Source organism: Achromobacter marplatensis (genome assembly GCF_049060505.1).
Classification (GTDB): domain Bacteria; phylum Pseudomonadota; class Gammaproteobacteria; order Burkholderiales; family Burkholderiaceae_B; genus Achromobacter; species Achromobacter marplatensis_A.
On sequence record NZ_JBMGRB010000002.1, the window covers coordinates 673,925 to 687,035 of the forward strand.

The 13,111-nt window shown below is 66.1% G+C and carries 11 protein-coding genes; 6 read left to right on the plus strand and 5 right to left on the minus strand.

Annotated elements, in window-relative coordinates; all coding sequences use genetic code 11:
* Positions 1-130: 130 nt before the first annotated feature.
* Positions 131-1,006, minus strand: a complete 876-nt coding sequence (locus tag ACI0FO_RS07855) for a LysR family transcriptional regulator (protein WP_416025540.1) — start codon at positions 1,004-1,006, stop codon at positions 131-133.
* A gap of 143 nt (positions 1,007-1,149) precedes the next feature.
* Here ACI0FO_RS07855 and ACI0FO_RS07860 point away from each other — a divergent pair, with 143 nt between their 5' ends.
* Complete coding sequence (locus tag ACI0FO_RS07860) at positions 1,150-1,599, plus strand: NUDIX hydrolase (protein ID WP_416025542.1); 450 nt, start codon at positions 1,150-1,152, stop codon at positions 1,597-1,599.
* A 27-nt stretch (positions 1,600-1,626) separates the two neighbouring features.
* Here ACI0FO_RS07860 and ACI0FO_RS07865 read toward each other — a convergent pair whose 3' ends face one another.
* Positions 1,627-2,361, minus strand: coding sequence for a class I SAM-dependent methyltransferase (locus ACI0FO_RS07865; protein WP_416025544.1), 735 nt, complete (start codon positions 2,359-2,361; stop codon positions 1,627-1,629).
* A 110-nt stretch (positions 2,362-2,471) separates the two neighbouring features.
* Between ACI0FO_RS07865 and ACI0FO_RS07870 the strand changes: the two genes are divergently transcribed.
* Positions 2,472-3,281 carry an aminoglycoside phosphotransferase family protein gene (locus ACI0FO_RS07870; protein WP_416025546.1) on the plus strand — a complete coding sequence of 270 codons (810 nt, stop codon included), beginning with the start codon at positions 2,472-2,474 and terminating at the stop codon, positions 3,279-3,281.
* A gap of 84 nt (positions 3,282-3,365) precedes the next feature.
* Entirely contained in the window at positions 3,366-4,760 is a 1,395-nt protein-coding gene (locus ACI0FO_RS07875) for a GntP family permease (protein ID WP_416025548.1), read from the plus strand.
* On the opposite strand, the gene ACI0FO_RS07880 is transcribed toward ACI0FO_RS07875, so the two are convergent.
* Entirely contained in the window at positions 4,739-5,650 is a 912-nt protein-coding gene (locus tag ACI0FO_RS07880) for a LysR family transcriptional regulator (protein ID WP_416025550.1), read from the minus strand. The genes ACI0FO_RS07875 and ACI0FO_RS07880 overlap by 22 nt on opposite strands.
* 115 nt (positions 5,651-5,765) lie before the next feature.
* On the opposite strand from ACI0FO_RS07880, the gene ACI0FO_RS07885 reads away from it, so the two are divergent.
* Both ACI0FO_RS07885 and ACI0FO_RS07890 read left to right on the plus strand, forming a co-directional pair.
* Entirely contained in the window at positions 5,766-6,521 is a 756-nt protein-coding gene (locus tag ACI0FO_RS07885) for an SDR family oxidoreductase (RefSeq protein ID WP_416025551.1), read from the plus strand.
* Positions 6,522-6,852: 331 nt separating this feature from the next.
* Complete coding sequence (locus ACI0FO_RS07890) at positions 6,853-7,737, plus strand: crotonase/enoyl-CoA hydratase family protein (protein ID WP_416025553.1); 885 nt, start codon at positions 6,853-6,855, stop codon at positions 7,735-7,737.
* A 26-nt stretch (positions 7,738-7,763) separates the two neighbouring features.
* On the opposite strand, the gene pdeR is transcribed toward ACI0FO_RS07890, so the two are convergent.
* Entirely contained in the window at positions 7,764-9,761 is a 1,998-nt protein-coding gene (pdeR, locus tag ACI0FO_RS07895) for a cyclic di-GMP phosphodiesterase (RefSeq protein WP_416025555.1), read from the minus strand.
* A 357-nt stretch (positions 9,762-10,118) separates the two neighbouring features.
* Complete coding sequence (locus tag ACI0FO_RS07900; protein WP_416025557.1) at positions 10,119-11,114, minus strand: Bug family tripartite tricarboxylate transporter substrate binding protein; 996 nt, start codon at positions 11,112-11,114, stop codon at positions 10,119-10,121.
* Between the two features lie 220 nt (positions 11,115-11,334).
* Here ACI0FO_RS07900 and ACI0FO_RS07905 point away from each other — a divergent pair, with 220 nt between their 5' ends.
* Positions 11,335-13,110: an IlvD/Edd family dehydratase gene (locus tag ACI0FO_RS07905; RefSeq protein WP_416025558.1), complete on the plus strand. Its 1,776-nt coding sequence runs from the start codon at positions 11,335-11,337 to the stop codon at positions 13,108-13,110.
* Position 13,111 lies beyond the last annotated feature (1 nt).

The window sequence follows — 13,111 nt, forward strand, 5'->3', positions numbered from 1 at the left end:
CCTTGATGTCCTTTGCTTTCGGCGTCGATGGACGCCGCGCAAGGTCAGGACAGTATGGAAACCACCGCGCCATATAGCCATGCAGCCAGGCTCATAGCTGCTATTCGGCCAGCTGCGCTGACGCCGGCCGCTAGGCCGCGGCGATGCGATGCGCGCAGGCCAGCAGCTCGGCTACCAGCGGGAGCGGCTGGCGTTGACCCGGCGTGATCGCCACCACCCGCCGGCGCAGCACCGGGCTGCGGATGCCCACCTTACGCAGGCCGTAGTCGGCCAACAACTTATCGGGGATGCGCGACGGCAGGATACAGGCGCCCACGCCCGAGGACACCAGCTTGAGCATGGCGTCGATGGTCTCGGCCTCGGCCATGAATTCCGGCTGCAAACCCGCGCTGTGGAGCATCTTGCGCAGCGCGTAATGGGGCGGAAAGCCGACCAGCCGCAACGGCATGCCGCCGAGGTCCACCGCGTCTGCCAGCGGCACGTCCTGGCGCACGATCAGGCACATCTCGTCGTCGAACAACGGCGTGGACGTCACCGTATCCGAGGCCACCGCCGCGTCATAGACGAAGCCCACATCGGCCTTGCCGCTTTCTACCAGCGCCACCACGTCCGGCGAACTGCGCCCCATCACGGACAGGTTCACGTGTTCATGGCTGCTGACGAAACGGGCGACGACCTCGGCCATGAAGTAGTAGCTGAGCGTGTGCACGGTAGCAAGGCGCACCGTGCCGTGGGTCACGCCTTCGCGCTGGCGCACCGTGTCGACGACCCGGTCGATGCTCTGGTAGGCGGGCTGGATACCGTCGAGCAGGCGGCTGCCCGCCTCGGTGAGCTCCACGCCGCGGCCCGTCCGCGTGAACAGGGGCTTGCCGACATGCGCTTCCAGCGCAGCCAGTTGCCGGCTGAGGCCGGATTGCGTCTGGTCCAGGTCCTCGGCGGCGCGCGACAGGGATTTCAGTTCCGCGATCCGCACGAAGTAACGTAACTGCCTGTCCGGCGTATCCATGGCGCTGCCCCTTGATTCTGATCCGACGCGCTCGTGTCAAGCGCGGCTACAGTGTGCCCAAGGATGCCGCCCGGCACTACGGGGATTTGCGCTAAGTGACAGGAAGCGTACCCTTCCAAGCTATCCCCACGCCGGAACGCCGCATGCCCGCTCCCATTACCCCACCCATCGCCCGCCCCATTCCCGCCACCATCGCCGCCGTCGTCCGCGACGGCCACGTGCTGCTGGTGCGCCGCGCCAACCCGCCCGACGAGAACTGCTGGGCTTTTCCCGGCGGCAAGATCGATGCCGGCGAACCCATCAACGCGGCGACCGTGCGCGAACTGTTGGAAGAAACCGGCGTAGTCGCCGAACCGCTGCATGTGTTCGACGCGGTGGACGTCTTCGATCGCGACGAAACCGGCGCCTTGCGCCGCCACTTCATCCTGATCGCGGTGCTGTGCCGCTGGCAGTCCGGCGAACCGGTCGCGGGCGACGACGCGCGCGACGCCCGCTGGGTACCGCTGGCGGAACTGGAAGGGCATGAGCTGGCCATGAGCTTCGGCGTGGCCAGACTGGCGCGCAAGGCGGCGGCGCTGATGGCCGCGATGTGACGCGGCGGCCCACGCCCCCGTGAACCCTCAACCACCAACCGGCAGGGGCCTGGCCTTGATCCACAAGAACATCGGCAGCCGGGTCCATTGCCGCCACTGCGCCGTTGGCGCCTGGTCCGGCTGCGGTTCGCGTAGCGATACGATCGCCAGCCCCGCCGCTTCCAGCGCCGCCATGTAGTCCTGCAACGGCAGCGACCAGCCCGCGAAATGCATGCTCAGGCCGTCGCGCGTTTCCTTGCCGTCGAAGTGTTCGCGGCCGTAATACGTGCCATCCACCACGAAGGGCGCGTCGGCTTCCGGCCCGGCAAAGCGGCCACGGTCGCGGAAGGGATGCACGATGGAGATAAACAGCGTGCCGCCCGGCTTGAGCACCCGGCGCGCTTCGCGCAATGCAGCCGGCACGTCGTCCACGTCCATCAGCACGTTGTAGGCGATCACCAGATCGAATTCGCCGTCCGCATAAGGCAGCGACTGCGCGGGCGCGACATCGTAATGGTCGGCGGAATCCGCGGCGCGCGCCGCGTCGACCATCGCGGCCACCGCATCGCTGGCGGTGACGCGATAGCCCAGCGCCCGGGCCTCGCGGCTGACGCGGCCTTCGCCGCAGCCGATTTCCAGCGCCCGGCCCTGTCCCGCCCCCAGATAGGCCGCAAAGCCCTCGCGGTATGCCCAGAAGGCGTCATGCCCCGGGGTGCCTGCCCAGGTGATCCATTGATCGGCCACGGCGGTCCAATGCGCCTGGTCCGGTTGCGACTCGGTCATTCTTGATTCTCCTTGATGTCGCCGCCGGCCCGGCCTGGGCTACGGGCCCGATCAAATGGCCCGGCGGCAGGCCCTACTATATACAGCCCGGCAACCTTCCCCCCAAGCCCATGTTCGACGCCTACCTGACCCGTTGGAACCTCCTGCCCGACGGCGGGCCCATCGTGACCCCCGCCGCGCGTTTGTTGCCCGTCACGCAAGACGGCGCGCCGGCCATGCTGAAGATATCGATCGAAGAAGATGAGCGGCAAGGCGGCGTGCTGATGACGTGGTGGGACGGTCAGGGCGCGGCGCGCGTGCTGGCGCACGATGACCACGCCATCCTGTTGGAACGCGCCACCGGCACGCGCTCGCTGGCCGCTTACGCCCGCACCGGCCGCGACGACGAGGCCACGCGCATTCTGTGCGGCGTGCTGAAGGCGCTGCACGCCCCGCGCGCCAAACCACTGCCCCCGCTGCGCGGCCTGGAAGACTGGTTCGTGGAACTGTGGCCCATGGCCCAATCGCACGGCGGCATCCTGGCGCACAGCGCCCGCCACGCCCGCGCGCTGCTGGATGACCCCCGCGACCTTGTCGTGCTGCATGGCGATGTTCACCACGACAACGTGCTGGACTTCGGCGAACGCGGCTGGCTGGTCATCGACCCCAAGCGCCTTTACGGCGAACGCGCGTTCGACTACGCCAACATCTTCTGCAACCCCGACCTTGCCGACCCCGTGCCGCCCGTGGCCATCGTGCCCGGCTGCTTCGAGCGCCGGCTGGACCTGATCGTGGCCGAATCGGGCCTGGACCGCCGCCGCCTGCTGCGATGGATCGTGGCTTGGTGCGGGCTGTCCGCCGCCTGGTTCATGGGCGACGGCGACGACGCCGCCATCGACCTGAACATCGCCCGCCAGGCGCAGGGGCTACTGGACGCCTGAGCCGCCACGCGTCACGAAGGCGCCGGGTCGATGAGGTAAGGTGTAGCCCCTTCACCCCTTATCTCTTCATTCCTGGAGTATCGAATGACCGGATTGTTCATCGTGGTGGCGGCGCTGGCGTTTCTGATGCTGGCGGCGTATCGGGGCTACAGCGTGATCCTGTGCGCGCCCATCGCGGCCATGGGCGCGGTGCTGCTGACGGATCCCTCCGCGCTGGCCCCCGTGTTTTCAGGCATCTTCATGGAGCGCATGGCAGGTTTCGCCAAGCTCTACTTTCCCGTGTTCCTGCTGGGCGCCGTATTCGGCAAGCTGATTGAACTATCGGGATTTTCCCGCGCGATCGTGCAAGCGGTGCTGCGCATGATCGGCGCCGAACGCGCCATCGTCGCCATCGTGCTGGTGTGCGCGGTGCTGACCTACGGCGGCGTGTCGCTCTTCGTGGTGGTGTTCGCGGTGTATCCGTTCGCCGCCGAGATGTTCCGCCAGGGCGGCATCCCGAAACGGCTGATGCCGGGGGCCATCGCGCTGGGCGCATTCACGTTCACGATGACGGCGCTGCCCGGCACGCCGCAGATCCAGAACATCATCCCCACCACCTTCTTCGAAACCACGACCTGGGCCGCGCCCTGGCTGGGCCTGATCGGCGCGGCGTTCACGCTGACGACGGGCGTTGCCTACCTGGAATGGCGGCGCAAGCGCGCGGCCGCCGCAGGCGAGACCTATGGCACCGACCTGCGCAACGAACCCACCACGCCGCCCACCGAACGCGATCACCATCCACTGATCGCGCTGCTGCCGCTGGTGGTCGTGGGCGTGGTCAACTTCCTGCTGACGCGCTGGATTCCCGGCTGGTATCCGGCCGGCGCCGAAGTCACCCTGCCCGGCCTGCCCAAGCCCATGCCCGTCAACGCCGCCGACCAGGTCGCGCTGTGGGCAGTGATGGGCGCGCTGATCGCCGGCATCTTCACCATCCTGCTGTTCTCGTTCCGCGGCATCAAGGCACACTTTGCCGAAGGCAGCAAAAGCGCCGTGTCGGGCGCGCTGCTGGCGTCCATGAACACGGCGGCCGAATACGGCTTTGGCGGCGTCATCGCCGCGTTGCCGGGCTTCTTGCTGGTGGCCGAGGCGCTGAAAACGATTCCTGACCCGCTGGTGGGCGAAGCCATCGCCGTGACCTCGCTGGCGGGCATCACCGGATCGGCCTCCGGCGGCATGAGCATCGCGCTGGCCGCGATGGCGCAAACCTTTATCGACGGCGCGGTCGCGGCGGGCATCCCCATGGACGTGCTGCATCGCATCGCCGCCATGGCCAGCGGCGGCATGGACACGCTGCCGCACAACGGCGCGGTGATCACGCTGCTGGCGGTCACCGGCCTGACCCACCGGCAGTCGTATGGCGACATCTTCGCCATCACGCTGATATCCACGATGTCGGTATTCGTGGTGATCGCCGTTTACTACCTGACCGGCATCGTCTGATCGAAAGCGGTGGCGAACACGTCGGCCAGCCATTGCGTGAACACGCGCACCCGGGCCGACACCTGCCGGTTCTGCGGATACAGCACCGACACCGGCATGGGCGCGGGCGGGGTCTTGGGCAGCACGATCCGCAGATGCCCCGCCGCCAGCTCGCGCTCGACCCGATAGCGCGGCACCTGCGCCAACCCCAGGCCGGCCAGCGCGGCGCCGGTGTAGAGCTCGGCGCCCGTCACGCTGACCACCGACGCGGGACGCGCCAGCACGCGGCGTCCGTCCACCATGAAATCCAACGGCATGCTGCGCCCCGTCGCGCTGGACAGGTAATCCACCGCGCGGTGGCCCTGCAGCGCTTCCACGCTATCGGGTATGCCGAATCGCGCCAGGTAGGCGGGGCTGGCCACCGTCACCTGCGGCATCAGCGCGATCTGCCGTCCCACCAGCGACGAATCCTGCAAGGCGCCCGCGCGCAACACGCAATCGACCCCCTCGCGCACCATATCGACCAGGCGGTCGTCTTCGCCCAGATGCAGCACGATGTCGGGATAGCGCTCCAGAAAGCCCGGCAGCCCTGGCATCACGAAGTACTTGGCCAGCGTGCCCTGGGCGTTGACCCGCAGCAGCCCCTTGGGCGCCGTGTTCAGGAACGCGCCGTCGGCCTCTTCCAGATCGGCCAGCAGCCGCACGCAGCGCTGGTAATAGGCCTCGCCGTCGTGGGTCAGGCGCACCTGGCGCGTGGTGCGCTCCAACAGCCGCGCGCCCAGGCGCTTTTCCATGCGCTTGATCAGGTTGGTGACCGTGGCGCGGGGAATCTGCAGGTCTTCCGCCGCCAGGGAAAAGCTGCGCCGTTCGGCAATGCGCACAAACACCTGCATTTCTTGGAAACGATCCATGCCGACCCGCCAATTATTAATGCAATTGGAATTATGTTAGCGAATATAGGGTAATTATCTTCAGTTTGGAATAGTTCATGATGCGTCTCACCCCTTCCTTTCACGGAGATCCAACATGACATCCCAAGCCTCTCAATCGACCCCGCAACGCGTCGCCCTGGTTACCGGCGGATCGCGCGGCATCGGCGCCGCCATCGTGCGCCGCCTGGCCCGCGACGGCTACGCGGTCGGCATCAACTACGCTTCCCGCGCGGACGAGGCCGATGCGTTGGCCAACGAGATCCGCCAGGCCGGCGGCCGCGCCGTGGCCGTGCAAGCCGACGTGTCCAAAGCCGCCGACGTGCGCGCCCTGTTCGACAAGGTGGAATCCGAGCTGGGCCGGATCAGCGCACTGATCAACAGCGCGGGCATCTTGAAAGTGCAGCCGCTGGCCGACACCTCCGACGAGGACTATGCCCAGGCCTTCGACATCAATACGCGCGGCACCTTCAACACGCTGCGCGAAGCGGCCACGCGGCTGGCCGATGGCGGCAGCATCGTCAACGTGTCCAGCACCACCATCGCGCTGAACTTGCCGGGCTATGCGATCTACATCGCCAGCAAGGCCGCGGTCGAAAGCTTCACGCATGTGTTTTCCAAGGAACTGCGCGGCCGCCGGATCACCGTGAACGCCGTGGCCCCTGGCCCGGTCGCCACCGAGCTGTTCCTGAAAGGAAAAAGCCCCGAACTGATCGAGCACTTTGCCAAGATGCCGCCTTTGGAACGCCTGGGCCAGCCCGACGACATCGCGGGCGTGGTGTCGTTTTTGACGGGGCCGGACAGCGGCTGGATCAACGGCCAGATCCTGCGCGCCAACGGCGGGGTCGCCTGAAATCGGTGTGAAGCGGCGGCGCGCGCCGGCCTTGCCAGGCGCGCTCCCGTCATCCGAACGCATGAGTTCCGCCGTCCCAACGGCGTTTTGCGCACCGCCCGGATCCGCGCGAATTTGCGAGGGTCCTCATCCGTTGCACCGATGCGCGCCTCGGCCGAGCGGCCGACCCAGCGCCTCAATTCGCAACAACCCTGCATTGTTCACTCGCGCTTTCGACTTACGGACAAGTCTGGCCAAGCGGACGAGGTTTGCATGAGACGGTAGCCGGAAGGTCTGTATTAGGCTGACCCGGCAGTACACCGACTCACCTTGACCGATTGGACGAAAGCAAATGAATCAACTCATTCATCCAGACTGCCACCCCTTTACCGCAGCGGGCAACATGAAGCAGATTTCAGCGTTTTACGAGGAGGGACGCCGTGTCATGTGGATGATGCTCCGCGCGCAGCCGCGGCCTTGCTTTAATCACGAACTCATCGATGAAATCATGACGCTGGCGCGCGCCGCCAAGGACTCGGGCCTGCCCATCGACTTCTGGGTCACGGGCTCGCTGGTGCCGCAGATCTATAACGTGGGCGGCGACCTGAACTTCTTCGCCGAGGCGATTCGGACCGGCAAGCGCGAGGCCCTGCGCGCCTATGCGCGGGCGTGCGTGGACTGCGTGCACGCCGCCTCGCGCGGGTTCGACACCGGCGCGATCTCGCTGGCCATGATCGAGGGCACGGCGCTGGGCGGCGGCTTCGAGGCCGCCCTGGCCCATCACTTCGTGCTGGCGCAGAACAATGCCCGCATGGGCTTCCCGGAAATGGCGTTCAACCTGTTTCCCGGTATGGGCGGCTACTCGCTTGTGGCGCGCCGGTCGGGCATGAAGCTGGCCGAAGAGCTGATCAGCACGGGCGAATCGCATACGGCTGAATGGTTCCACGGCAAAGGGCTGGTGGACACGCTGTTCGAGCCGGGCGACGCGTACCGCGCCACGCGCACCTTCATCGACGTGATGCGCCCCAAGCTCAACGGCATGCGCGCCATGCTGCGCGCGCGCCAGCGCGTGCTGAACCTGTCGCGCTCTGAATTGATGGACATCACCGAGGACTGGGTGGAAGCCGCGTTTTCCATCGATCCCAAGGACCGCGCCTACATGGAGCGCCTGGTGATGGCGCAGAACCGCCGCACCGCCGCCAGCCCCGACGCGGCGCAGGAAGCCACGGTGCACTAACGTGCCGCGCGATGCCGCCAGCTGTATCAGGCGATCAGATGCAGCCGGCGGCGTTGAGCCAGCCACGCGACGAATTCGGTTGCGGGCATGGGCTTGGCGTACAGATAGCCTTGTTTGGCATCCACGCCCAGCGTGTCCAGGAACGCGGTTTCTTCCAACGTCTCGACCCCTTCCGCGATCACCTTCAGTTCCAGCGTGCGCGCCACGGCCACGATGGCTCGCGCCAGCGCCTGCGACACCGGATTCTCGTTCACGCCGCGCACGAAGCTGGCGTCCAGCTTGATCGCGTCCAGCGGAATGCGCGCCAGTTGCGACAACGACGAATAGCCGGTGCCAAAGTCGTCCAGATGGACCCGCGCCCCTAATTGGCGGAACTGCTTGATCAGGTCAATCGCCGCGACCTCGTCTTCGATCAGGCAGCTTTCCGTCAGCTCGATGTCCAGCAGGCAGGGATCCAGCTCGGCGTCGCCCAGGGCGCTCATGAAGTCGCTGACCACGCCCTTGTCGTCCAGTTGGCGCGCCGACATGTTGATCGCGATGCGGATGTTCAGGCCTTCGCGCTTCCAGGCGGCCGCCTGGCGGGCGGCCTCGCGCATGACCCAGACGCCCAGCGGCGAAATCAGGCCGGATTCCTCGGCGTATGGAATGAAGACGCTGGGGCAGACCATGCCGCGCTCGGGCGAACGCCAACGCAGCAGGGCTTCCACGCCGTCGACGTCGCCGGTGCGCCCGACAAGCTTGGGCTGGTAATAGAGCATCAGGTGGTTTTCGGCCAGCGCCTTGCGCAGGTTCGTGTCCAGCCAGACATAGTCCGCGTTGCGGCGGTCCATATCGGGCTGGAACACGCGGTAGGTATGGCGCCCCGCTTCCTTGGCCACGTACATGGCGATGTCGGCGCTGCGCACGACGCTGTCCAGGTCGGCGCCGTGATCGGGGTACATCGCGATGCCGATCGAGCAACTGGTGTAGACCTCGATCAGCCCTTGGCGGAAGGGTTCGCGCAGGCGCTCGATGATGCGTTCCGCGGTGGCTTCAAGCTGCCACGCCTGCGCCTCTTCCTGCAGCACGATGAACTCGTCGCCGCCCAGCCGCGCCAGCGTTTGCCCTTCGGACAGGCAAGTGGAAATCGCCACCGACACCGCCTTGAGCAAACGGTCGCCGAAGCCGTGTCCGTAGTGGTCGTTGATGCGCTTGAAGTTGTCCAGGTCCAGGAACAGCACGCCGCCCCGTCCTTCCTTGCCGGCCGAAAGCGCTGCCTTGAGCCGCGAGGTGATCGCATGGCGGTTGGGCAGATTGGTCAGGGTGTCGGTATTGGCCAGCACGCGCAGGCGTTCTTGCGCCTGGCGCTCTTCGGTGATGTCGGTGCCCGAGCAGATCAGGTACACGCGTTTTTCGCCGCTGCCGCTGGTGACGAACTTGTTCCGGAACAGGAACAGCCGGGGGCCCTTGACCGTGTTGATCAGCCGCTCGGCCTCGTAGGATTGCCCGCGCTTGTAGAACTCGGCGATATTGCGGCGCGAGGCCATGGCCTCTTCGCGCGTCATGAACATCTCGAACACGCTGCGCCCGACGATGTCTTGTTCGCGCTTGCCCGTGTATTCCTCGCTGAGCTTGTTGAAGCGCTGCACCCGGCCGTTCTGGTCGACGATGACGATCACGGAGTTGGCTTCGGACACCACGGTCTCGGCGAAGGACAGCCCTTCGACCAGGTCCTTCGCAACGGACTCGGTGTCGGAATGCGCCGATGCGGTGCCGGCCCATTCATTGGGGTTGATCTTGCGGCCCACCAGATGCAGCCGCAACGCATCCCCGTAAAGCGAGATATCGATACGCAGGCTTGAGGTGATGCCCGTCAGGGAACGGATGGCGTCGGCCTGATCCGGGCGTAGCGCCATCGCGATATTGGTCGCGCCCTTGACCGCGGCGAGCTGGAAGGCGTCGCTATCGGCCGACAAACGCCAATACGGGCTGTGCGTACCGAAATGCGTATACAGGATCGACCTTTCGTCCTGATTCTCTGTCATCGTGGTATCCCCCCACTGTCCTACGGCTGGTTCACGCTAACAAGGCGTCCTTTAGGATGAACAGCCCTAGTCGGACCGAAAAGTACATTACGGCCTAGCCTGGACGGGGTCAATACCCCGTTGCGGCGCGATATTCCCAGTATTGCGGATTATTGCAACGCCTATCAGCGGCGAACAGGCTGCCTGCGCGTTCCTGGGCGCTTTGATGCGCCGCCACGCCCCCGCGCGATAGCCTTGTTGCGCCTGCGCCGCATTGCAATGCACAAACAAAATCGCCGAAGATTTCCTGAAGAAATCTTCGGCGTGTCGCGTCAGCCGCGCAACCGGAGGCTCAAACCAGCGGATCAAACCGGCCGGTCAGTCTCCTTTCACCCCAGCTTCGTCGATCACTTTGGTCCAACGCGCCACTTCCGCCGACACGCGGGCGCGGGCATCGGCCGGCGTCGTCCACGTGGCGATGGCGCCTTGGTTCAGCAGCGACGCCTTGACTTCCGGCTTGGCCAGGATCTTCTTCAGTTCACCGTTCAGGCGGTCAATCACCGGCGCCGGCGTGTTGGCGGGCGCGACGATGCCGAACATGGAACTGACTTCAAAGTCCTTCAGGCCCGCTTCGGCGGCGGTCGGCACATCCGGCAGCGTCTCCACGCGAGCGGGAGACGTCACCGCCAACGCGCGCAGCTTGCCCGCCTTGATATTGCCCTGCGCCGCGGGCACGGTTTCAATCATGCTCAGTACCTGGCCGCCCATCAGGTCGGTCATGGCGGGGCCGCTGCCCTTGTAGGGCACGTGCAGGATATCGACGCCGGCCGAACGCTTGAACATTTCACCGGCCAGATGCTGGGGCGATCCGTTGCCGGCCGACGCCATGGTGATGTAGCCGGGCTTGGATTTGGCCAGCGCGATGAATTCGGGCAGCGTCTTGGCCTGCACCGACGGGTTCACCACGAATACCAGCGGCACCGTGCCCACGATGGACACCGGGGCGAAGCTCTTTTCCACGTCATACGTAACGCGGCCGCGGTACAGGGCGGCATTGATGGAATGGCTGGTCAGCGCGCCCATCAGCAAGGTGTAGCCGTCGGGCTGCGCCTTGGCGACCTGGTCCGCGCCAATGTTGCCGGCGGCGCCCGCGCGGTTTTCCACGATCACCGACTGGCCCAGCGCGCTCGTCAGCTCCTGCGCCAGCACACGGCCGATCACGTCGGTCGCGCCTCCGGGCGGATACGGCACGATCATGCGGATGGGTTTGTCGGGATAGGCATCGGCCGACAGCGCCGGGGCGGAAACACCGGCACAGAGGGCCAAAAGGGAAAGCAGGACGGCACGGCGCGGCCGCAGACGCAGGTCTGACATGGGGTCTCTCCAGCCGGGATGAGTATAGGAATGGACGGACGCCCGGCTCGTCAACGGCGCAAGTGTAGGAGTCCAAACTTGATTGAAGAATCAGAATTTTTCTATCGACTGATCTAATAAACAGATCAATATATCGGCGTAAACAAAGCGCTTGCCGGCGGCTACAAAGGCTGGATATGATCTTGCCCCTGGATTATCAATAATATTATCGGGACTGAACATGACGGACGAGACCAAAGGCGGCAAGCCCGCAGCAGGGCCTTTCGACAGCGACAGCGCCGCCGCCCAGGGCGTGGCGCGGGGGCTGACCAACTATGGCGACAAGGGGTTCTCGCTGTTCCTGCGCAAGGCGTTCATCAAGGGCGCCGGTCTCTCCGACGATGCGCTGGCACGTCCGATCATCGGCATCGTCAACACCGGCAGCAGCTACAACCCCTGCCACGGCAACGCGCCCCAACTGATCGAAGCCGTCAAGCGCGGCGTGATGCTGGCGGGCGGCCTGCCGATGGACTTCCCGACCATCTCGGTACACGAAAGCTTCTCGCAGCCGACCAGCATGTACCTGCGCAACCTCATGTCCATGGACACCGAGGAGATGATCCGCGCGCAGCCCATGGACGCCGTCGTGCTGATCGGCGGCTGCGACAAGACAGTGCCGGCTCAGTTGATGGGCGCGGCCTCGGCCGGCGTGCCGGCCATCCAGCTGGTCACCGGCTCGATGCTGACCGGTTCGCACCGCGGTGAACGCGTGGGCGCTTGCACTGACTGCCGCCGCTACTGGGGCCGCTATCGCGCCGACGAGATCGACGCGCCGGAAATCGCCGACGTCAACAATCAACTGGTCGCCAGCGTGGGCACCTGTTCCGTCATGGGCACCGCCAGCACCATGGCCTGCATCACTGAAGCCCTGGGCATGATGGTGGCGGGCGGCGCATCCGCCCCGGCCGTCACCGCCGACCGCGTGCGCGTGGCCGAACGGACCGGCGCCACTGCCGTGGCCATGGCCGCATCCCGGCTGACGCCCGACCAGATCATCAACGGCAAGTCCATCGAAAACGCCTTGCGGGTGCTGCTGTCCATCGGCGGGTCCACCAACGGCATCGTCCACCTGACCGCCATCGCGGGCCGCCTGGGCATCGACATCGACCTGGCGGGCCTGGACCGCATCAGCCGCGAAACCCCCGTGCTGGTCGACCTGAAACCGTCCGGCCAGCACTATATGGAAGACTTCCACGACGCCGGCGGCATGCTGGCGCTGCTGCGCGAACTGCGGCCCTACCTGCACCTGGACGTAATGACCGTGTCGGGCCGCACCCTGGGCCAGGAACTGGATGACGCGCCCGCCGCCTTCGCGCAGGACGTGATCCGCACCGCGGCTGCTCCCATCTATCCGGTAGGCGGCCTGGCCGTGCTGCGCGGCAACCTGGCCCCCGGCGGCGCCATCATCAAGCAGTCGGCCGCCAACCCCAAGCTGATGGAGCACGAAGGCCGGGCGGTGGTATTCGAAGACGCCGAAGACATGGCGCGCCGCATCGACGACGACGCGCTGGACGTGACGGCCGACGACATCCTGGTGCTCAAGCGCATCGGCCCGACGGGCGCGCCCGGCATGCCGGAAGCCGGCTACATGCCCATCCCGAAAAAGCTGGCGCGTGCGGGCGTCAAAGACATGGTCCGCATTTCGGACGGCCGCATGAGCGGCACGGCGGCGGGCACCATCGTGCTGCACGTCACGCCCGAGGCCGCCATTGGCGGACCGCTGGCATACGTGCAGAATGGCGACCGCATCCGCTTGTCGGTGGCGCAGCGTGAAATCGCGTTGCTGGTGGACGATGCCGAGCTGGCGCGCCGCGCCGCGGCGCAGCCCATCACCCGGCCCACCGCCGACCGCGGCTACCGCAAGCTGTTCCTGCAAACCGTGACGCAGGCCGACCAGGGCGTCGATTTCGATTTCCTGCGCGCCGGCGTCACCCACGACACCGTGCCGAAGAAGTAAG

Excerpts from the sequence above, each read along its gene's own strand:
- ACI0FO_RS07855 (WP_416025540.1), bottom strand. The coding sequence starts at position 1,006 with ATGGATACGCCGGACAGGCAGTTACGTTACTTCGTGCGGATCGCGGAA.
- ACI0FO_RS07860 (WP_416025542.1), top strand. The coding sequence starts at position 1,150 with ATGCCCGCTCCCATTACCCCACCCATCGCCCGCCCCATTCCCGCCACC.
- ACI0FO_RS07865 (WP_416025544.1), bottom strand. The coding sequence starts at position 2,361 with ATGACCGAGTCGCAACCGGACCAGGCGCATTGGACCGCCGTGGCCGAT.
- ACI0FO_RS07870 (WP_416025546.1), top strand. The coding sequence starts at position 2,472 with ATGTTCGACGCCTACCTGACCCGTTGGAACCTCCTGCCCGACGGCGGG.
- ACI0FO_RS07875 (WP_416025548.1), top strand. The coding sequence starts at position 3,366 with ATGACCGGATTGTTCATCGTGGTGGCGGCGCTGGCGTTTCTGATGCTG.
- ACI0FO_RS07880 (WP_416025550.1), bottom strand. The coding sequence starts at position 5,650 with ATGGATCGTTTCCAAGAAATGCAGGTGTTTGTGCGCATTGCCGAACGG.
- ACI0FO_RS07885 (WP_416025551.1), top strand. The coding sequence starts at position 5,766 with ATGACATCCCAAGCCTCTCAATCGACCCCGCAACGCGTCGCCCTGGTT.
- ACI0FO_RS07890 (WP_416025553.1), top strand. The coding sequence starts at position 6,853 with ATGAATCAACTCATTCATCCAGACTGCCACCCCTTTACCGCAGCGGGC.
- pdeR (WP_416025555.1), bottom strand. The coding sequence starts at position 9,761 with ATGACAGAGAATCAGGACGAAAGGTCGATCCTGTATACGCATTTCGGT.
- ACI0FO_RS07900 (WP_416025557.1), bottom strand. The coding sequence starts at position 11,114 with ATGTCAGACCTGCGTCTGCGGCCGCGCCGTGCCGTCCTGCTTTCCCTT.
- ACI0FO_RS07905 (WP_416025558.1), top strand. The coding sequence starts at position 11,335 with ATGACGGACGAGACCAAAGGCGGCAAGCCCGCAGCAGGGCCTTTCGAC.